This is a genomic window from Corynebacterium sp. MSK195 (assembly GCF_030228885.1).
Lineage (GTDB): Bacteria > Actinomycetota > Actinomycetes > Mycobacteriales > Mycobacteriaceae > Corynebacterium.
Window position 1 is genome coordinate 65,024 of record NZ_JASPGT010000010.1, and the last position, 18,070, is coordinate 83,093.

The following is an 18,070-nucleotide window of genomic DNA, read 5'->3' on the forward strand; positions in this document are numbered from 1 at the left end:
ATTGTAAGGGCAGAGGCTGAAAGGGGGATGTGTCGTGGGTGTGCGAGAGTGTGAAAATAAATACCTATCTCCCCGCTAGAAATGAACAGCTTGGTCTAGACTGTGGTGCTATGACTGAACGCAGCACGCAGAACCTCGCTCAAGGCTTTACGTCCCGTTCCATCCATGGCGGCTATCACCCGGATCCGCACATGGGCTCTATCAACGTGCCCATTTATGCCTCAACCACGTTTGCACAAGACGGCTTGGCGCAGCTGCGCGGCGGATTCGAATACGGCCGCGTGGCCAATCCGACCGTGCGCTCGCTCGAGCGCACCCTAGCGGCACTGGAAGGCGCGGAGTATGCACGCGTGTTTTCTTCCGGCATGGCCGCCGCCGATACCTTGATCCGCATCCTGGTGCGCCCAGGGGACCACGTCATTTTAGGCAATGATGCCTACGGCGGTTCCTACCGTTTGCTCAATGATTTCACTGAGTGGGGCGTGGAGATGTCCATCGTGAACACCAGCGATACCGCTGCGGTTGCGGCCGCGGTCCAGGAGAATACCAAGCTTATCTGGCTGGAAACGCCCACTAATCCGGCGCTAAATATTACCGATATTGCCGCGGTGGCCAAGATTAAGGGCAACGCGCAGGTGTTGGTGGACAATACTTTTGCCACGCCCTACCTGCAGAACCCACTGGAACTCGGAGCGGACCACGTGCTGCATTCGACCACCAAGTACCTGGGCGGGCATTCCGACGTGCTGGGTGGCGCGGTAGTTACTAATGACGCCCACGTGGACGAGCGCCTGCTCTACTTCCAGGGCAATGTGGGCGCGGTGAGCTCGCCTTTCGACGCCTACTTAACCGCCCGTGGCATCAAGACGCTGTCGGTGCGTATGGACCGCCATTGCGCGAATGCGCAGCGAGTAGCGGAATTCTTGCAGGCGCGACCCGAGGTAAAGCAGGTGCTCTACCCAGGGCTCAAGGAGCACCCGGGGCATGAGCTGGCAGCACAGCAGATGCGTGGCTTCGGCGGCATGATGTCCGTGCGCTTCCACAGTGCGGAGCATGCCAAGCAGATCTGCCTCAATACGCGGCTTATCTGCCTGGCAGAATCGCTGGGCGGAGTGGAATCGCTTATCGAGCATCCGAAGAATATGACGCACGTATCCGCGGAAGGGTCCGAGCTGGTGCCGCCGGAGGATCTGGTGCGCATCTCCATCGGTATCGAGGACATCGATGACCTGCTCGCGGACTTGGAGCAGGCCCTCGACGCGCTATAGGCCGCGGCACTGGGCCCATAGCGCAGGTGCGGTGGCTAGGAGCGCACCACGGCAAGGAGGGAACCGGCGGCCTTGTCGGTTTCCTGCAGCATGAGCGGGTCCGTGCCCGGCATGGGGGAAATGGTGGTATCCGGCCACTGGGAATAGGTGGGGATGCCCACGATGTGCAGGCGTGCATCCAACTCACCGTCCGGGTGAACGGTGCGGCGGGTAGCCCCATCGGTCTCTGGGGAGCCGGTGGGTTGGCCGTGATCGGGGAAGGGGCGCACGCGGCCGGAATCCACCAAGCAGCGCGTCATGGCATCGCCGGCGGTGCGGATATCGGGGCGGTGCATAAAGGCGTCGACAAGCGTGGGCGCAGAAGCGGAGCGAGGGCCGGAGGTCAGGGTGAAGTGATCGGCCGCGATGGACACGGTGGGGTGATCGCCTAAGAAGTGGGCCAGGCCGGCGTCGACGAGCGCGAGCAACTGGCGCACGCGGAAGAGTGGTGGGCCGGAGCCGATCATCTGGCCAAAGGACATGACCTGGCCGTAGCGGCCGGTGCGGGACTCGCGGGTGTAGCGACCCTCTGCGCCAAGGATGGAGGCCGGCTTGCGCGATTGCGACAGCGACCACAGCGCGGCCTTGATGGGGGAGTCATAGCCGGCGGCGGCTTCCCGAATATCGCCTTCCATGGACTGGGCAATGTGCTCGGTGAGCTCAGCGATGTCCCCGGTAAACCCGGCAATCTGGTACATGAGATCGTTCATGTCCCATGGCTCGGTGACCAAGGGCGCAATGGTCGCGCCCAGCTCATCGGGGGCGGTGGCATCGATGGCCTCGAGAATCTCTGCGCGCGGGCGCAGGAGGGAATCCGGGCGCACGCGCTCCAAGGTGGTGATATAAGCCTCGTAGCTATCGCGCGCGATGGCGGGCCAAACCTGGGCGTCAAAGTCGATGTCCTGGGCGCCACTGAGCTTCGCAATGACCTCCTTCAGGCGGCGGCGCGGCATGGTAGGCGGCAGCTCACCGTACTCGGACTTGGGGTGGTAGGGGTAGCCGCGGCCGGAGGAAATAATGAAGTTAGGCTCCTGCCCGCAAGGCTCATAGCGCAGGCCGGAGCGCGCGGAAGGATCCTCCACGAATTTGCCGCCGCGCTCGATTGTGGTCAGCGCCATAATGTCATAAAAGCCCATGCCCAGACCGCGTACCAGCACGTCCTCGCCGCCCGGAATGGCGGCGTAGTCTTGCTCTACCGGGTTATTAGGGGCGATCCAGTTCAAACCGGAAGCGGCCAACTGCTTTTCTTGCTCGTTGTATTCCGGAGTCATCCAGCCATAGGCCAGTACCGTGGCATCGGCGCGCACCTCGGAGCCATCGGCTAGGTGGAGGACGTCTTGGTGACCGCCCTCTTTGATGGTCTCCAACCGGCTGAAGTGATTCACGGTGGAAATACTCTTGGGCAGACGTGCAATGACCACGTCATAGACCCAGCGCAGGTACTCGCCATACAGTGCGCGCGAAGGGTTGGATTCGGGGCGGGTAGCCGCGAGTTCCTCGCGGTAGTCCTGGGCAATATGTGCGGCCGGTGGGTGCTGCTCAAAAAGCTCGCGCTTGGCGGCGGAGATATTCTCGCCATCGCCGCGCAGCAGCTGGATCCACTCGTACTGAATGGGGCCCTCGAGCACAGGGGCATCCACGGTGGAGCCGGGCTCGGTAAAGAGGGTGACCGCGCCGGCGCGGGTGTTCATACACAGGGTTTTGGTTTGGTCCGTTTCCCAGATGCGGCCGGCGCCATGTTGGGCGTCATCGATGAGGTGGACGGTAATGGGGGCGCTGGAATCGTCCATGCGGGCGGAGAGGCGTTCCAAGATGGAAATGCCGCGCGGGCCCATGCCGACGATCGCGATTGCTGGAGTAGACATACCTCCTATCGTGCCACATTCAGGCCCTTTCAGTATCATTGGACCTGGCAGTAAGAACAAAATAGACCGTTCAGTCTACCTTGACCTTTTTAATAAGCCGTTTTGGCAGGTAATTCGGTAGACCGTCCAGTCTTGTAATTGGGGGTATGAGTGTGGTCTAATGGGCGAGTACTACTTAAGACTTAAAGGAACTCGAGCTTTTATGAAGCAATTTTCTCGGCTCCTGCGGCCCGTGGCCGCGGTCCTGGCCAGCGGCGCGCTAGCTCTCTCGCTTACCTCGTGCGCCTCTACTTCCCACGCCGCGGAAGATGGCATGGTCACCTATGTCGAGCCCAATATGTTCAACAACCTCTATCCACCCTCCGGCGGCTATTACCCCAACGGTGGTGTGCTCAATAACATCACGGACCGCCTGCTCTGGCAGGACCCGGATACCCTCGAGTTGCACCCGTGGATTGCGGAGGAGATGCCCAAGGCAAACAAGGACAACACCGAATTCACCTTCAAGATTCGCAAGGGCGTGACCTACTCTGATGGCTCCCGCCTGGATGCCGCGAACGTGAAGAAAAACTATGACCTTTATGCCCTAGGCGATGAGGACCGCATGTTCACTCCATCGGAGCAGCTGCCCAACTATGAAAAGTCCGAGGTTATCGATGACTACACGGTGAAGTTCTACTTCAGCGAGCCTTCCCCAGGCTTCCCGCAGTCCACCTCCGTGATGAACCAGGGCCTGCTTTCTAATGCCACCCTGGATTTGGATGACACCGGCTTCGCGCCGGGCAATGCCACCGCGATTTCTGGTTCTGGTCCCTTCGTCATTGAGGAAGAAGAGCTGGGCACCAAGCTGGTGCTCAAGAAGCGCGAGGATTATGACTGGGCGCCCCCGGCCCGCAAGGACCACCAAGGCCCGGCCGATATTGAGGGCATCAAAATCGTGCTTGCGGCCGAAGACTCCGTGCGCGTGGGCTCGCTTGTAGCCGGCCAGTCCGATGTCGCGCGCCAGATCGAAGCCCCTGATGAGAAGCACCTGAAGGACCAAAACCTGCAGATTTTCGCCGCCCCCACCCGTGGCGTGAATAATAGCTTCCACTTCCACTTCCGCCATCCACTCTTGGAAGATAAGCGCGTGCGCCAGGCCATCATCCACGCCATTGACCGCGATAACATCCTGGACACACTCTTTTCTGATTCCTACCCCAAGGGCACATCGATTCTGGCCAAGACGGCTATTGGCTATAAGGATCAGTCCGCGAACTATGCCTTCGATCCAGAAGAATCCAAGCGCCTGCTCGATGAAGCTGGCTGGCGCCCAGGTGAAGAGGGCATTCGCGAAAAGGACGGCAAGCGCCTGTCCGTGACCTTCAATGAAGCCGTCCCACAGCCGCGCTCTAAAGAGATGTTCACCAAGGCCCAGGAGATGCTCAAGAACGTCGGCATCGAGGCCAAACTCAACCCAGGCGACCGCTCTGCGCAGCAAAAGGCCATGAAGGACCAAGACACCGTGCAGGTACGCCACACCATGACCGGCCGTGCCAATGTGGACACCTTGGCCACGTGGCTGGATGGCACCGGGCGCAATTCTTTCCTCAACTATGACGAGAAGACCGACAGCTTTGGCGATGAGAAACTGCAGAAACTGGTGGAGGACTACTTCAACCTCAGCAGTGAAAAGGATCGCCTAGCCATGACCGGCCGCATACAGGACTATCTGTCCGAACAGGCCTATATCCTGCCCATGTTTGAAGAGCCGCAGGTCTATGGTTTCCAGCCCTATATCGAGGGCTTTAGCACCGAAGCCATCGGCCGCCCATCGTTCTATGCGGTAGACATCAACCCCACAGAAGGGGAGGACTAAACCATGAGCCTGAAAACTATTGCCCTGCGCATCGGCCAAGCCGTGCTCGTCATCTGGGCAACCTTCACCCTTTCTTTCATCCTCCTAGCAGCACTGCCTGGTGACGCCGTCGCGACCCGCTATGACAACCCTAACTTGGGGCTCAACGCCGAGCAGCTGGCCGCCATCCGCGAGGTTTATGGTGCCGATGAACCGATCGTGAGCCGCTATTTCAGCGCGCTCGGCGGATTCCTCACCGGTGATTTCGGCTTTTCCGTCGCCACCGGTACCGCCGTATCGGAAATGCTGGCAGATGCCCTTCCCTCCACGCTGGCGCTGGCGGTCTTCGCCTTCCTCGTAGGCGTGGTCCTGGCTTTCGTGGTGGCTATTGTCTCCACCTTCGGCCCATTTTCTTGGCTGCGCAGTTTCTTTCGCAGCTTGCCTTCCGTGATGGCTTCCCTGCCCACCTTTTGGATCGGCATCATTTTGATCCAGATATTCTCCTTTGGCTTGGGCTGGGTGCCGGTCATCGGCGCGAGCGACGCCCAAAACCTCATCCTGCCGGTAATTACCCTGGGTATCTTTGTGGCCGCGCCGCTGGCGCAGGTGCTGTTGCGCTCCATCGATGAGGTCATGGATATGTCCTTCGTGCAGGTAGTCCGCGCCAAGGGTGCTAGCGGTGCCTGGTTGTTGTGGCGCAACGTCCTGCGCAATGCGCTGCTGCCGGCGCTGACCATGGCCGGCCTTACCTTTGGTGAGCTCGTCGGCGGCTCCGTGGTGACGGAAGCGGTCTTCGCCCGCCACGGCATTGGCGCGCTGACCGTGGACGCGGTGGCTAACCGTGATACCTCGGTGCTGCTGGCCATCGTGGTGCTTGCCGCCGCCGTCTTTGTCCTTATCAATCTGATTGTGGACCTGCTCTACCCAGTGCTTGACGTGCGCCTGCGCGAGCGCGAGCACGAGGCTGCACCTAGCTCCGCCACCGCTGCCACCACCGCCGATACCACCGCAACGAACGAGAAGAAGGTCCAAGCATGAAGCTTAAATCCACACAGCTGAAGCTCACCCCGGGCACCATCATCTCGCTGATTGTGCTGGGCCTTGCGGTGCTCTGCGCCCTGTTCCCCCAACTATTTACCTCCCAGGACCCTAACCAGGGCGGTGACACCACGGCACTGCTGCAACCCAGCTTCCAACACTGGTTCGGCACCGATGCCGTCGGCCGTGATCTCTACACCCGCGTGGTCTATGGTGCGCGCCAATCTCTACTCGGCGCGCTGCTGGCCGTCCTTTTCGGCCTCATCGTCGGCACCATCTTGGGCATCATCGCCGGCGTGCGCCGCGGCTGGGTCGATGCCGTCATCATGCGCATCGTGGACGTGCTGCTGTCCATCCCCGGACTCTTGCTCTCCCTGTCCGTCATCATCGTGCTCGGACACGGCATTTTCAATGCCGCCATCGCCGTAGGTATCACCTCCGTTGCCACCTTTGCGCGCCTTGCACGTTCCCAGGTGCTCAGCGTCGCCGGCTCCGATTTCGTCGAGGCCGCCTATGGCTCCGGCGGTTCTTCCTTCCAGGTGCTCGTGCGCCATATTCTTCCCAATTCACTCACTGCGGTCTTCGCTGTAGCAGCCCTGCAATTTGGCCTGGCCATTTTGCAGCTAGCCACCCTAGGCTTCCTGGGCTATGGCGCACCGCCCCCAACCCCGGAATGGGGCTTGCTCATCTCTGAATCGCGCGATTACATCGCCACGGCCGGCTGGTTGACCATCGCCCCGGGCATTGTCATCGTCGCCGTGGTCCTCGCGGCCAACCACCTCAGCCAGACACTGCGAAAGGCGGCCTAATGTCCCTGCTTAGCATTAGTGATCTATCCATTACTTACCGCACCGCACACGGTGAGGTAGAAGCGGTAAGCGGCATTGAGCTCGAGGTAAAACCTGGCGAGATGACCGCCATCGTTGGCGAGTCCGGTTCCGGCAAGTCCACCTCCGCCATGGCTGCCATTGGCCTGCTGCCAGACAATGCGTCGATCGTTTCTGGCACCATTACTGTCGACGGCCGTGACGTTACCCAGTATTCCCAAAAGCAGTGGCGGGAGCTGCGCGGTCGCCGTATTGGTTTGATTCCGCAGGATCCCAATAATTCGCTTAACCCGCTCAAGACTATCGGTGCCTCGGTGGAGGAGGGCATGGCCATCCACGGGCAGGGCGATAAGGCCTCCCGGAAGAAGCGTGCACTGGAGCTTTTGGAGCGCGTGGGCATTGATGATGCGCAGCGCCGCTATCACCAGTACCCGCATGAGCTTTCCGGCGGCATGAAGCAGCGCGTGCTTATCGCCGCGGCCGTGGCATTGGAGCCGGAGCTCATCATCGCCGATGAGCCTACCTCCGCGCTCGATGTCACCGTGCAGAAGATCATCCTGGACCTCCTGGATGAGATGCGCGAAGAGCTCACCATGGGCATACTTTTCATTACCCATGATCTGGCCGTGGCGGGCGACCGTGCCAATAACATCGTGGTGATGGAAAAGGGCACCGTCCGCGAGTCGGGCGTTGCTGCCCGCGTGCTCACCGATCCCCAGCATGCCTACTCCAAGCGCCTGCTTGCCGACGCCCCCTCGCTCACCGCCCCCACTTCCTCCCAGGCCGCAGCTCCTGTGCGGGCCGCCGCGCCCGCGCAACACGAAACCTTGCTCGAGGTGGAAGGGCTGAGCCAACGCTTCGGGGATTTCACCGCGGTGGAAGACATCAACTTTTCCGTGGCCCGCGGCACCACCCATGCATTGGTGGGGGAGTCTGGCTCCGGTAAGACAACCACCGGCCGCGCCATTTCCTTGTTGAGCACGCCCACCTCCGGCAGTATTCGCTTGGGAGGGGAAGAGATTAGCTCCGCCCGTGGCAAGCGCCGTCGCGAGCTGCGCCGTTCGATCCAGATGGTCTACCAAAATCCTTTTGGCTCGCTGGATCCTCGCTTGAGCATCGGCGATACCATCGCCGAACCGGTGCGCAATTTCACCGGCGCTTCCAAGCGTGATGCGCGTGCCAAAGCACGCGAATTTCTTGATTTGGTGGCCTTGGATTCTTCCATGGCTTCCCGGCGCCCCCGCGAACTCTCCGGTGGTCAACGCCAGCGCGTGGCCATCGCCCGCGCCATGATCATTGAGCCCGATCTCGTGGTGCTCGATGAGGCCGTGTCTGCGCTCGACGTCACCGTACAGGCGCAGATCCTGCGCCTGCTCGACGAGCTACAGCGCGAGCTGGAGCTTACCTATATCTTCATCTCCCACGATCTGGCGGTAGTCAACCAAATTTCCGATACCGTTTCCGTGCTCTCCCACGGCACGCAAGTGGAATCCGGACCTACCGCGCAGGTCTTTGCGCATCCGGAAACCGAGTACACGCGCCAGCTAATTGACGCCATCCCAGGCTCCCGCTATCGTGCCGGAGACCTAAACTTGGGGCTATAAACGCGCCCCAGAAAGGTTGGACTGAGAATATGACCGACATTATTAATGAGCTCTCCCACGCCAGCGCCGAGGTGCAACAGCTGCGCCGTGCGCGCCATGATGCGCAGGACAATGCGCAGCTAAGCTTTAGCGCTTTGCTCGAGCCTGCAGAACCAGGCGAGTTTTCCTATACGGAGCGCTATGCCGTAGCGGCTTTTACCGCTGCAATCTACCGGGCAAGCGAGGCTGCGGATTTCTACTTCGACTTGCTGGAAGATGAGGCCGACGAAGACCTTGTTGCCGCCGTGCGTGCCGCGAGCCAGCGCGGCGTGTCCACAGGCCCGTATCACCAGGGTGATTTCCTTATCTTCGGCGATACCGCCGCGGAAGCCGCGCTGGGCACGCGCCTAGCTGCGGCCTTCGACTGGGCGCACCTTCTGGCTTTCCACCCCAAGGATGCCTCCCCGCAGGCGATAGGACACCTCGATGCCGCAGGATGGTCCGCTACGGATATCGTCAGCCTGTCCCAGCTGGTGGCATTTTTGGCCTTCCAGCTGCGTGTGGTCCACGGCCTGCGCGTACTTTCTGGCGAGGATCCCGCATCCCACTCCGCAGCCGAGCGCGCCGCTGGCGTGGCCGATCCGGGTTGGGAGGTAACCGCGAACACGTTGCAGCCCAATACTGTGCTGCCGGACCACTTTGTCAACCACTCCCTGGGCTGGAAGCCCTGGGTGGAGGCGCTGGCGAAGGAGGATTTCACCGCGGTGCATACCGATGCCCTCATTAAGCCAGAGCGTATCGATTCCGAGTACTTCCGCTTGCTTGCCCGCGACCCTGCGGCCTTGAAGGCGCGCACGCTGACTGACCTGGACATTTTCTATAACACCGAAGGTGGGCTCTCCCGTGCAGACCGCGAGCTCGCCGCTACTGTGGCTTCGCGCTACAACGGCTGCGAGTACTGTGCCTCCGTGCACCAGGCGCGGTGCGTCCAGGAGGGCGGCGACCGTGAAATCGTAGACCGCCTCTTGGACGAGGGCATCGATGCTGACCTTGGCTCAAAGGAATGGGACCTTATCCGTCGCGCCGCCGTGGCGCTGACGGAAACCCCCTTCGCCTTCGATGCGGCACTATGCGCGGACCTGCGTGCGGCCGGATTCGATGATCAGTCCATCTTGGATCTCATCTACGCTTCCTCCTTCTTCAACTGGGCTAATCGCTTGATGCTCACCTTGGGCCAGCCGGACGTGCCTAAGCGCTTCCGTTAATCGGCTACCGCCGGTGACTGGTCCGGTGCGGCGCTTAAAGCAAAGGATCCCTATGATGGGGCGGCATGACTGATACAAAGAATGCCACCGCACCAGCACACGCGGAGAGCGAAACCCCGCAGAAGGTCGCCGTTGTCACCGGCGCTACCGGCGGCATGGGCCGCGAAATCATCGCTGACCTGGCCGGTGATTACCACGTGTATGCACTGGGCCGTAGCGCGGCGGAACTGCCCGAATCGGACTCCATTACGCCGGTAGCCATCGACCTCGTCGCCGGCCTCGATGAAGGCATGAAACTGCCGGAGCTGGACCGCGTGGACGTGCTCGTCCACGCTGCTGCACGAGCTACCAAGTACTCCGTGGAGGAAGCCACGCCGGAAAATTGGCGCGCGCACATGGACCTCAACGTGCATGCCCCTGCAGAACTGACCCGCGCCTTGCTGCCGCAGCTGCGCAAAGCGGAAGGCAGCGTGGTTTTTATTAACTCTGGCGCTGGACGCCACAGCTACGGCGATAACGTCATTTACGCGGCGACCAAGCACGCGTTGTATGCACTCGCCGATGGACTGCGCATCTCTGAGCCGGGAATCCGCGTATCCACCGTGGCTCCAGGGCCTACCGATACCCCGATGCTTAAGGGGCTGCAGGATTATGATCCCTCCCAGGTTATTGCCCCGGCTGAGGTGGCTCGTGCCATTCGTACCGTGGTAGAGGCAGGCCCCACCACCCAGCTGACGGAAATCCAGGTCAGGCCGCGAATCGAGTTACATCTGCGCAAGTAGGAACGCAAGTAGTGGTAATGGACATCACACATTAATGGGTTTGGTTTCCAGGGGTGTCCATTACACTCGGGGGCTGTGAATTCCCAAAGCCGAAAGCGGCCCGCCTATCTCCGTATCTCGGATGCCCTACGCGACAAGATCGAACGCAATGAATTAGAACCCGGTCAGCGTTTTCCTACCGAACGCGAATTGGTCCGGGAATTTCATGTTGCACGCATGACCGTGCGCCATGCTTTAGACATATTGGAGGTAGAAGGCCTCATTGACCGCCGCCGCGGGCGCAGCGGCGGCACCTACGTGCGCACGGTTCCCCCTACACTGAGCCTGACCAACAAGGACAATATCGTCACCCAGCTGCGCGAGCGCGGGCACGACACCGCCGTACGCGTGGTCTCCGTCAATAAAGCCCACGTGCCCAAGCATGTGGCAGCGGTACTGGGTGTTAGCGATTCCACCTTTGCGTGGGATATCAAGCGCCTCTATACCGTCGATGGCAAGCCCGTCATCCTTTCGCGCTACACCATCCCGGTAGATATGGCTCCCGATCTCAATCAACACGATCTGCGCGAGCCCATTATGGAAATCCTGGCTGGCTACAACCTCAAGCCCGTCTTTAAGCGCGAGAGCATGCGCGCCGCTACCGCTCGCACCGAAGAGCAGAAACTATTGCACGTGAGCCGATCACACCCGCTGCTTCGGTTCGTGCGGCTGCTAAAGACTAAATCGGGCGCGGTCTTTGCCTATATTGAAGAGTCGCTGCGCTCTGATATCGCCAACGTCGAGGTGGTCCTGGGCGAGGATCCCGCGCCGCAACCCCTACCGGGCCAGGGCAACGGCGCGGGAAGCCGGCTTAGCTAGCGTCGACCTGGCGGTTGCGCAGCGCGCGGGCCACGCGGTCACGCTGCTCGGTGACGGTACGGCGCAGGCCACCCGGCAGCTCCTTTTTCAAGAAGGCATCGGCGCGGTCCAGGCCCTTGTGCGTGATATCCCAGGAAGGGAAGAGACCCGTCACGGTGGTCAGTGCCACCTCGGAGGACTGGGAAGACCATACCTTTTCTGCGATGTCGAAGAACTCCGCGGTGGGCAGGAATTCATCGCTATGCGGGTAGAGCAGGCCTTCCAGCTTGGAGGTGAGCTCGCGGTTGGTGAGATTTCCCGCCACGATTTCTTCCCATACCGCGCGCTTGTTCTCGGCGGTTGCCACGGCTGCGCGGGCACGCAGGGAAGAGTAGTAGCCGGTGGCGGAGTTATCGCGCTCGAGTTGCGCATCCGCGGCGGCCGGGACGTCCTCTACCGCGCCATCGGCGGCAAGTGCCGCCAGTGCGGACCAGCGCAGCCCCGCGTCCTCAGAGGACTCGAGTACGCCGCGCAGATAGTCGCGCGCGCTATCGTGCAGGCGAATCTTCGCCAATGCTTGAGTGCAGATGATGGAGCGCTGGGCATCGGAGCTGTGGGTACCGTCAAGGAGGGCGTCGGCAAGCAGGGTGCTCTGGGCGGCCCAGTGCGGATCGGCATAGTTCTTCAGCGCGCTAGACGCCTGCAAGACAATGCGTTCGAGGACGGCGAGCTCCGTCTCCGCCTGCATGCCGCGGGCAACCAGCTGGATGAAATCGCGGGCGCGCATAGTACCGGCGCGGGTCATCTCCCACGCGGTAGACCAGCACAGGGTACGCGCCATGGGATCGGCGAACTTATCAATATTGTCCAGCAGGAATTGCAGGGAACCCGCGTCCAGCTCGATGAGGCAATAGGTCAGGTCATCGTCGTTGGGTAGGAGGAAGTCAATGTCTCCCAACTGGCGGCCGATGAGCTCTGGAATCTCGGTGGAAGCGCCATCGATATCCATCTCGATGCGATCGGTGCGCACCACCTTGCCATCCTGCAGGTTATACAGGCCTACCGCCACGCGGTGGGTGCGCAGGGTATCGCCGCCCTGGGTGAGGTAAGCATGCGTAATCGTGCCGGACTCATCCGCATTGAGCGCCACGCTGAGCGTATTGATGCCGGAGGTCTTGAGCCACTGTTGCGCCCAGAAGGAAAGGTCGCGGCCGGAGGCCTCTTCCAGGTGGCGCAACAGATCATCAAAGGTGGCATTGCCCCACGCATGGGCGGCGAAGTGGCGGCGCACACCGGCGAGGAAGTTGTCGCGGCCGACATAAGCCTGCAGCTGCTTCAGCACTGAAGCGCCCTTGGCATAGGTGATGCCATCGAAGTTTTGCTCCACCGTTTCGATATCGCTGGCATCGGTGGAAATCGGGTGGGTGGTCGGCAGCTGATCCTGCTGATAGGCCCAGGATTTTTCCACATTGGCAAAGGTCACCCACGCGGTATCGTATTCGGTTTCCTCCGCCTGGGAGATAGCGGCGGACCAGGTGGCGAAGGACTCATTGAGCCACAAGTCATCCCACCACTGCATGGTGACCAAGTCACCGAACCACATATGGGCTAACTCGTGCAGGACGGTATCGGCGCGGCGCTCGTACTTGTAGTGCGTGGCCTGGGAGGTAAAGACGTACTCATCGCGGATGGTGACGCAGCCGGCATTTTCCATCGCGCCGGCGTTGAACTCTGGCACGAAGATCTGGTCATACTTGCCAAAGGGGTAGGGGAAACCGAAGTTGCGGTGGTAGAAATCAAAGCCCTGCTTGGTCTCGGTAAATAGGCGCTCGGCATCTAGCGCGTGGGCCAGCGAAGCGCGGCAGTAGATGCCGAGTGGCACTTCGAGTTTTTGGGCGGGCTTGCCCTCTGGGTGTGCGGTCAGCTCGCCGCGCCAGGTATCGGTGACCTCGTGGTACGGGCCGGCGCACAGGGCTACCAGGTAGGTGGACAACGGATAGTCAATAGCCGTGCTGGCTACATCGCCTTCCCAGCTCACCGGGCCATTGCTAATGATGGTCCACTCTTCGGGCGCCTTGAAGTGCAGCGCGTAGGTGGCTTTCATATCCGGCTGGTCAAAGCAGGCGAAGACGCGCTTGGCATCGGCGGTTTCGAACTGGGTATAAAGGTAGACCTTGTCATCGGCAGGGTCTACAAAGCGGTGCAGGCCCTCACCGGTGCGGGAGTACGGGATCGTGGCGGTGACTTCCAGTGTGTAATCGGCTACTTGGAGGCCAGACAATGGAATGCCATAGGTGGGGTTATAGGACTCAGTGGGCAGGGGATTGCCGTTGAGACGTACCTCCTGGATTTCCTCGGCGCGTAGATCGATAAAGGTGGAGCCGATTTCCCGCGAGGCAAAGCTCACCTTCGTGGTGGACAGGAAGTGGGTGTCTGAATACTTGAGGTCTAAAGTGACATCGTAGTGGTCCACCTCGATCATTCGGGAGCGCTGGGCAGCTTCCTCGCGAGTCAGGTTTATAGAGGTCATGGCCTATATTCTCCTTCTAAGTCGAAAATAGTTCTGCATCCACAGTAGTCGTGCACCTAGGCTGGTGGGGCAAACTTTCTCAATCAGAGGAGTATTTATGGCTGACGCAGTAAAGTTCTGGTTCGACGTATCCTGCCCCTTCGCTTGGGCCACCTCGCGCTGGATTAAGGAAGTGGAAAAGGTGCGCGACATTGAGGTGGAGTTCGAGCCTATGTCCTTGTCCGTGCTTAACGACGGCCGCGATCTAGACTCCACCTACATGGACATGATGAAGGCTAACTGGGGCCCAGCCCGCGTCTTTGCCAAGGTCAAGGCCGAACGCCCTGAGAAGGTAGACGAGCTCTACACTGCGATGGGCACCCTGGTTCACGCCAAGGGTAATGGCGGGCGCACCGGCTTTGGCGCTTATGATGACATCATCGCTCAGGCCCTAGCGGAGGTGGACCTCCCAGCAGAGTTCGCCGAGGTAGCCAATACCGAGGAATGTGACGAAAAGCTGCGCGAGTACCACCACAACGGCATTTCTTCTGTGGGTGATGAGGTAGGCACCCCGGTTATCAAGCTGGGTGATACCGCCTTCTTCGGCCCAGTCATTACCCGCATCCCTACCGGTGAAGAAGCAGGCGAGCTTTTCGACGCCTCCCTGCGCCTTGCCCAGTACCCCTACTTCTTCGAGCTCAAGCGCTCCCGCACCGAGATGCCGCAGGTGGAGGAGGACTAAGCGGTCTTTTCACGTCGGCGCAGCTGAATCGCGGCGCCGACGCACAGTGCGATGGTCAGCGGGGTCAAGATGAATGCCGGCAGACCTGCGATATTGATAGAGGGAAGTTCCGTGCCGGCCTGAAAGTTGTCCCACGCGACAAGCGCCCAGGAGGCCCACGAGGCTCCAGCGAGAAGCGCGATAATGCCGGCCGCAATCGCGCCCCCGTTGGCCCGCGGGTTCCCGCGCACCTTTTGTGCAATCCACCACACACCCAGGCCTAGGTGAGCCAAAGTGGCAAGAATGCTCGCGATAAGCGGGAGGAGGAAGCCTCCGGCGCCGGAAACCTGAACACCAAGCAGGATGATGCAGGCGAGAAGGCTCCCGCCGTAGAGAGCGAGGACAGGTTTGGTTATAGGCATGGCCTTCCTCCTTTATAGTGATAATGGTTGCCCGCGAGCTTATCAGGACAATGTAATACGAAACAGGGTGGGCGCTAAGCCTCCTCAAGGCGCGCCGGGCCGGTAGGATATGGGCCATGCGCGTATATCTAGGAGCAGACCACGCAGGTTTCGAAACCAAGAACCTGATTGCTGAACACCTCACCAAGCAGGGCCACGAAGTCATTGACTGCGGCGCCCATACCTACGATGCCGAGGATGACTACCCGGCATTTTGCATCGAAGCGGCACAACGCACCGTCAATGACCCAGGCTCCCTGGGCATCGTGCTTGGCGGCTCCGGCAACGGCGAGCAGATTGCCGCCAATAAGGTCAAGGGTGCTCGCTGCGCACTGGCGTGGTCCGCAGAGACCGCCCGCCTTGCCCGCGAACACAACAATGCCCAGCTCATCGGCATCGGTGGTCGTATGCACACCGAGGAGCAGGCACTGGAAATCGTCGATGCCTTCCTGGACCAAGAATGGTCCCGCGCGGAGCGCCACCAGCGTCGCATTGACACCTTGGCGGAATACGAGCGCACCGGCATCGCTCCGGAGCTGCCGGAGGCCTAAGCCACGAAGAATAAACGCCGCGGACCAAAGCTGGTGCCGCGGCGTATATTTGTGTGGTTCGGCCGGCTCGGCCGAGACGGGCACTAGGCCTTAGGCGTCATTCATGTCATTCGGGTGCGGACCGCCGCGCCCCTCTTCGCCCTCATCCAGGGCGGTGATGGCAGCCATCTCGTCCTCGGTGAGCTCAAAGTCGAAGACGTCGAAATTCTCCGCGATGCGCGATGGCGTGGCGGACTTAGGGAAGAGGATGACGCCATTCTGCAGGTGCCAGCGGATGATGACCTGCGCTGGGCTGACATCGTGCGCCGCAGCGGCGTCGGTGACCTCGGGTGCGTCCAAGATATCGCTCTTACCCTGGCCCAAAGGCCCCCATGCCTCGATAGCTACGGTGTGGGCGCGGAAAGCATCCAGCTCGCGCCACCGCTGCAGGTAAGGGTGAAGCTCGACCTGATTGACCGCCGGCTTGACGTCGGTCTTGAGTTCCAGCTCCTCCAAGTGTTCCAGCTCAAAGTTGGAGACGCCGATGGACTTTGCCTTGCCCTGCTTCTGCAGCTCAATGAGCTGCTGCCACGCCTCGACGTAGGTTCCCTTCGCCGGGGTAGGCCAGTGGATGAGGTAGAGATCCACATACTCTAGGCCGAGCTTGTCCAAAGACTCATCAAGAGCTGCGGCGGCATCGGTCTGGCGGTCATTCCACAGCTTGGTGGTGACAAAAAGTTCCTCGCGCGGGATGCCGGACTTGGCAATTGCCCGGCCTACGCCTTCCTCATTGCCATAGATAGCGGCGGTATCGATATGGCGATAGCCCACGCGCAGGGCCTCGGCTACCAGCTCTTCGGTCTTATCCGGATCCATCTGGAATACGCCGAAGCCCAGCTGTGGGATGGTATTGCCGTCATTAAGGGTGATGTTAGGTACGCTCATGCGCCCCAGACTACCTTTCTATTGCAGCGGGCCGAGCGTGATGAATTTATTCCATGTCTCCCACTCATCCTGCAGGCGGGCACGCTCATGGGGTGGGGTAGCGGTGCCGTCGATAAGCGCGGCATCTATCATGCGCACGCCATTGTCAAAGAACAACGCGGCGTGCCCCGAGGCGCCGTGGCGCAGCACCGGAACCAAGTTCAACCCATCGAAGGACAGGCGGGCATTAGGCCGGACATCCAGCCCGGCAATGGCGGCAAGGGTAGGAGCCAAGTCAATAGGGGAGACCAGCTCGTTATTCTCCCCGCTTTCCGCCACGCCCGGCCACAACACCGACATTGGGGCATTCCCGCCCAGCAGGGAGCAGACGGCAATGACGCCTTCAACCTGGTCGAGTTCCTCCAGGCTGGGCTGTTCTAGGAGGCGAAAGACGTCTTCACCGGCCGGTTGCGTGTCTTCTCGGACCTCATAGCCCACTCCGGCAAAAACCTCGCTGATGCGCGTGGTGGCCTGGCGCTGCGGGTACTGGCCGGTCAGGGTGCCGCGGCGGGAGTCCGCATACGTTTCCGAAGGCACCCACGTGTTTTTAAACCGAACGCCGCGCAGTGCGGTCTCAGGCGCATGGTCAAAGGTCGCAAGAGTGATATCCATGGACTCAATTCTATGCTTGCCGACGCCCCCTTCGGCCAACTTTGCCCACACAAATCACCGCCGCGGTATTAATCGAGCTCTAGTCCCTCGATGCCGTGCACCGTCACGGTCTCTGAGAGTGGCGCGCGGCCGGGAGCCGTGTTAAAGACCGGGCTGGATTCATCGGCCGTACCAAAGGTGATAGCGGTGACCAGCTTGTAGTCCTCATCCACGCCGAGGACTTCACGTGCGGTTGGCGCAATCAAGGAAATCATGCCCTGCGGGATGCCGTGATAACCATGTGCCTCTAGGGAAAGCAGGAAGTTTTCGGTGTAGGTTCCCTGGTCAAGGCGGCGCGGATGCGGTCGCCCATCGGCGGGATAAAAAGCAGTACCGCATGGGGTGCGCCAAAGAAGCGCAGGTTTTCGCGGACGAACTCCATGCGGCCTTCTTTATCCTCGCGCTTAATGCCAAGCAGCCCGTACATCTTGGCGGCCAGTTCTTGGGAACGCTGGGGATGGATGCCCTCACCATAATCTGTGGTGAAATCTGGGCTAAGGCCGTTGGTATCGAATTCCTTAATCAGCGCAGCGCTGAGCTGCTTGAGCTTTTCCCCGCCCACCACGTGCACGTTCCACGGCTGGGTATTGGAGTTGGACGGTGCGGATTGAGCATCCTCCAAGACCTGCTTGATGTCTTCTACCGGCATGGGTTCCGGCAGGAACGCACGGGGAGAATGGCGGTTGCGGATAAATTCGGAATACTTATTGGTTGAAGTCATGCGCGCCACCCTACACATCGGCGTATGTGTCCGCCGTAAACCATGTGGGTCCAGCGGGGATCGGCGGGACTGGAGGGCTTAAACGACAGGATGTGTTGGTGAGGTTACGTGGTTAGCCGGTCTGGCGTGCTGATATTAGGAATATTTCACTT

The 18,070-nt window shown here is 60.6% G+C and carries 16 protein-coding genes and 1 pseudogene; 10 read left to right on the plus strand and 7 right to left on the minus strand.

Annotation, left to right across the window (positions count from 1 at the left end; translation table 11 throughout):
- Window positions 1-110: 110 nt before the first annotated feature.
- Window positions 111-1,268, plus strand: a complete 1,158-nt coding sequence (locus QP909_RS09785; RefSeq protein WP_005327269.1) for a cystathionine gamma-synthase — start codon at window positions 111-113, stop codon at window positions 1,266-1,268.
- A gap of 35 nt (window positions 1,269-1,303) precedes the next feature.
- Here QP909_RS09785 and QP909_RS09790 read toward each other — a convergent pair whose 3' ends face one another.
- Window positions 1,304-3,172, minus strand: coding sequence for an FAD/NAD(P)-binding protein (locus tag QP909_RS09790; protein ID WP_049377242.1), 1,869 nt, complete (start codon window positions 3,170-3,172; stop codon window positions 1,304-1,306).
- 202 nt (window positions 3,173-3,374) lie between these two features.
- Between QP909_RS09790 and QP909_RS09795 the strand changes: the two genes are divergently transcribed.
- The 7 genes from QP909_RS09795 (at window position 3,375) to QP909_RS09825 (ending at window position 11,362) form a co-directional block, all read left to right on the plus strand.
- Window positions 3,375-5,030, plus strand: a complete 1,656-nt coding sequence (locus tag QP909_RS09795) for a TIGR04028 family ABC transporter substrate-binding protein (protein ID WP_284767096.1) — start codon at window positions 3,375-3,377, stop codon at window positions 5,028-5,030.
- Window positions 5,031-5,033: 3 nt separating this feature from the next.
- The gene (locus tag QP909_RS09800) at window positions 5,034-6,047 is read left to right on the plus strand and encodes an ABC transporter permease (protein ID WP_284767097.1); all 1,014 of its coding nucleotides are present in this window, start codon (window positions 5,034-5,036) and stop codon (window positions 6,045-6,047) included.
- A complete protein-coding gene (locus QP909_RS09805) occupies window positions 6,044-6,856 on the plus strand; it encodes an ABC transporter permease (protein ID WP_005324024.1) in 813 nt (270 codons plus the stop codon). Before QP909_RS09800 ends, QP909_RS09805 begins: the two co-directional genes overlap by 4 nt.
- Window positions 6,856-8,478 carry a dipeptide ABC transporter ATP-binding protein gene (locus QP909_RS09810; protein WP_284767098.1) on the plus strand — a complete coding sequence of 541 codons (1,623 nt, stop codon included), beginning with the start codon at window positions 6,856-6,858 and terminating at the stop codon, window positions 8,476-8,478. Before QP909_RS09805 ends, QP909_RS09810 begins: the two co-directional genes overlap by 1 nt.
- 29 nt (window positions 8,479-8,507) lie before the next feature.
- Window positions 8,508-9,722, plus strand: coding sequence for an alkylhydroperoxidase domain protein (locus QP909_RS09815; protein ID WP_284767099.1), 1,215 nt, complete (start codon window positions 8,508-8,510; stop codon window positions 9,720-9,722).
- 65 nt (window positions 9,723-9,787) lie between these two features.
- Window positions 9,788-10,504: an SDR family oxidoreductase gene (locus tag QP909_RS09820; RefSeq protein WP_284767100.1), complete on the plus strand. Its 717-nt coding sequence runs from the start codon at window positions 9,788-9,790 to the stop codon at window positions 10,502-10,504.
- Between the two features lie 75 nt (window positions 10,505-10,579).
- Window positions 10,580-11,362, plus strand: coding sequence for a GntR family transcriptional regulator (locus QP909_RS09825; protein ID WP_284767101.1), 783 nt, complete (start codon window positions 10,580-10,582; stop codon window positions 11,360-11,362).
- On the opposite strand, the gene pepN is transcribed toward QP909_RS09825, so the two are convergent.
- Window positions 11,355-13,871 carry an aminopeptidase N gene (gene pepN, locus QP909_RS09830; RefSeq protein WP_284767102.1) on the minus strand — a complete coding sequence of 839 codons (2,517 nt, stop codon included), beginning with the start codon at window positions 13,869-13,871 and terminating at the stop codon, window positions 11,355-11,357. The two genes, QP909_RS09825 and pepN, sit on opposite strands and share 8 nt — an antisense overlap.
- A 97-nt stretch (window positions 13,872-13,968) precedes the next feature.
- On the opposite strand from pepN, the gene QP909_RS09835 reads away from it, so the two are divergent.
- Window positions 13,969-14,592 carry a mycothiol-dependent nitroreductase Rv2466c family protein gene (locus QP909_RS09835; RefSeq protein ID WP_284767103.1) on the plus strand — a complete coding sequence of 208 codons (624 nt, stop codon included), beginning with the start codon at window positions 13,969-13,971 and terminating at the stop codon, window positions 14,590-14,592.
- Here QP909_RS09835 and QP909_RS09840 read toward each other — a convergent pair.
- A complete protein-coding gene (locus QP909_RS09840; protein WP_284767104.1) occupies window positions 14,589-14,993 on the minus strand; it encodes an MFS transporter in 405 nt (134 codons plus the stop codon). The two genes, QP909_RS09835 and QP909_RS09840, sit on opposite strands and share 4 nt — an antisense overlap.
- A 116-nt stretch (window positions 14,994-15,109) precedes the next feature.
- On the opposite strand from QP909_RS09840, the gene QP909_RS09845 reads away from it, so the two are divergent.
- On the plus strand, window positions 15,110-15,583 hold the full coding sequence (locus QP909_RS09845) for a ribose-5-phosphate isomerase (RefSeq protein ID WP_284767105.1): 474 nt from the start codon (window positions 15,110-15,112) through the stop codon (window positions 15,581-15,583).
- A gap of 90 nt (window positions 15,584-15,673) precedes the next feature.
- Here the strand turns inward: QP909_RS09845 and QP909_RS09850 are convergent, their stop codons facing one another.
- From QP909_RS09850 to QP909_RS09865, 4 genes and pseudogenes are all read right to left on the minus strand, one after another.
- Window positions 15,674-16,507, minus strand: a complete 834-nt coding sequence (locus tag QP909_RS09850) for an aldo/keto reductase (protein ID WP_284767106.1) — start codon at window positions 16,505-16,507, stop codon at window positions 15,674-15,676.
- Window positions 16,508-16,525: 18 nt separating this feature from the next.
- Window positions 16,526-17,158, minus strand: coding sequence for a hypothetical protein (locus QP909_RS09855; protein WP_284767107.1), 633 nt, complete (start codon window positions 17,156-17,158; stop codon window positions 16,526-16,528).
- Window positions 17,159-17,226: 68 nt separating this feature from the next.
- Window positions 17,227-17,460, minus strand: a pseudogene (locus QP909_RS09860) (nitroreductase family protein); the annotation flags it as partial.
- A complete protein-coding gene (locus QP909_RS09865; protein WP_350309224.1) occupies window positions 17,445-17,936 on the minus strand; it encodes a nitroreductase family protein in 492 nt (163 codons plus the stop codon). The gene QP909_RS09865 and the pseudogene QP909_RS09860, both read right to left, overlap by 16 nt.
- Between the last annotated feature and the right edge of the window lie 134 nt (window positions 17,937-18,070).

What these genes read in the sequence shown, in the direction of transcription:
- QP909_RS09785 (WP_005327269.1), top strand. Translation starts at nt 111, where the DNA reads ATGACTGAACGCAGCACGCAGAACCTCGCTCAAGGCTTTACGTCCCGT.
- QP909_RS09790 (WP_049377242.1), bottom strand. Translation starts at nt 3,172, where the DNA reads ATGTCTACTCCAGCAATCGCGATCGTCGGCATGGGCCCGCGCGGCATT.
- QP909_RS09795 (WP_284767096.1), top strand. Translation starts at nt 3,375, where the DNA reads ATGAAGCAATTTTCTCGGCTCCTGCGGCCCGTGGCCGCGGTCCTGGCC.
- QP909_RS09800 (WP_284767097.1), top strand. Translation starts at nt 5,034, where the DNA reads ATGAGCCTGAAAACTATTGCCCTGCGCATCGGCCAAGCCGTGCTCGTC.
- QP909_RS09805 (WP_005324024.1), top strand. Translation starts at nt 6,044, where the DNA reads ATGAAGCTTAAATCCACACAGCTGAAGCTCACCCCGGGCACCATCATC.
- QP909_RS09810 (WP_284767098.1), top strand. Translation starts at nt 6,856, where the DNA reads ATGTCCCTGCTTAGCATTAGTGATCTATCCATTACTTACCGCACCGCA.
- QP909_RS09815 (WP_284767099.1), top strand. Translation starts at nt 8,508, where the DNA reads ATGACCGACATTATTAATGAGCTCTCCCACGCCAGCGCCGAGGTGCAA.
- QP909_RS09820 (WP_284767100.1), top strand. Translation starts at nt 9,788, where the DNA reads ATGACTGATACAAAGAATGCCACCGCACCAGCACACGCGGAGAGCGAA.
- pepN (WP_284767102.1), bottom strand. Translation starts at nt 13,871, where the DNA reads ATGACCTCTATAAACCTGACTCGCGAGGAAGCTGCCCAGCGCTCCCGA.
- QP909_RS09835 (WP_284767103.1), top strand. Translation starts at nt 13,969, where the DNA reads ATGGCTGACGCAGTAAAGTTCTGGTTCGACGTATCCTGCCCCTTCGCT.
- QP909_RS09840 (WP_284767104.1), bottom strand. Translation starts at nt 14,993, where the DNA reads ATGCCTATAACCAAACCTGTCCTCGCTCTCTACGGCGGGAGCCTTCTC.
- QP909_RS09845 (WP_284767105.1), top strand. Translation starts at nt 15,110, where the DNA reads ATGCGCGTATATCTAGGAGCAGACCACGCAGGTTTCGAAACCAAGAAC.
- QP909_RS09850 (WP_284767106.1), bottom strand. Translation starts at nt 16,507, where the DNA reads ATGAGCGTACCTAACATCACCCTTAATGACGGCAATACCATCCCACAG.
- QP909_RS09855 (WP_284767107.1), bottom strand. Translation starts at nt 17,158, where the DNA reads ATGGATATCACTCTTGCGACCTTTGACCATGCGCCTGAGACCGCACTG.
- QP909_RS09865 (WP_350309224.1), bottom strand. Translation starts at nt 17,936, where the DNA reads ATGTGTAGGGTGGCGCGCATGACTTCAACCAATAAGTATTCCGAATTT.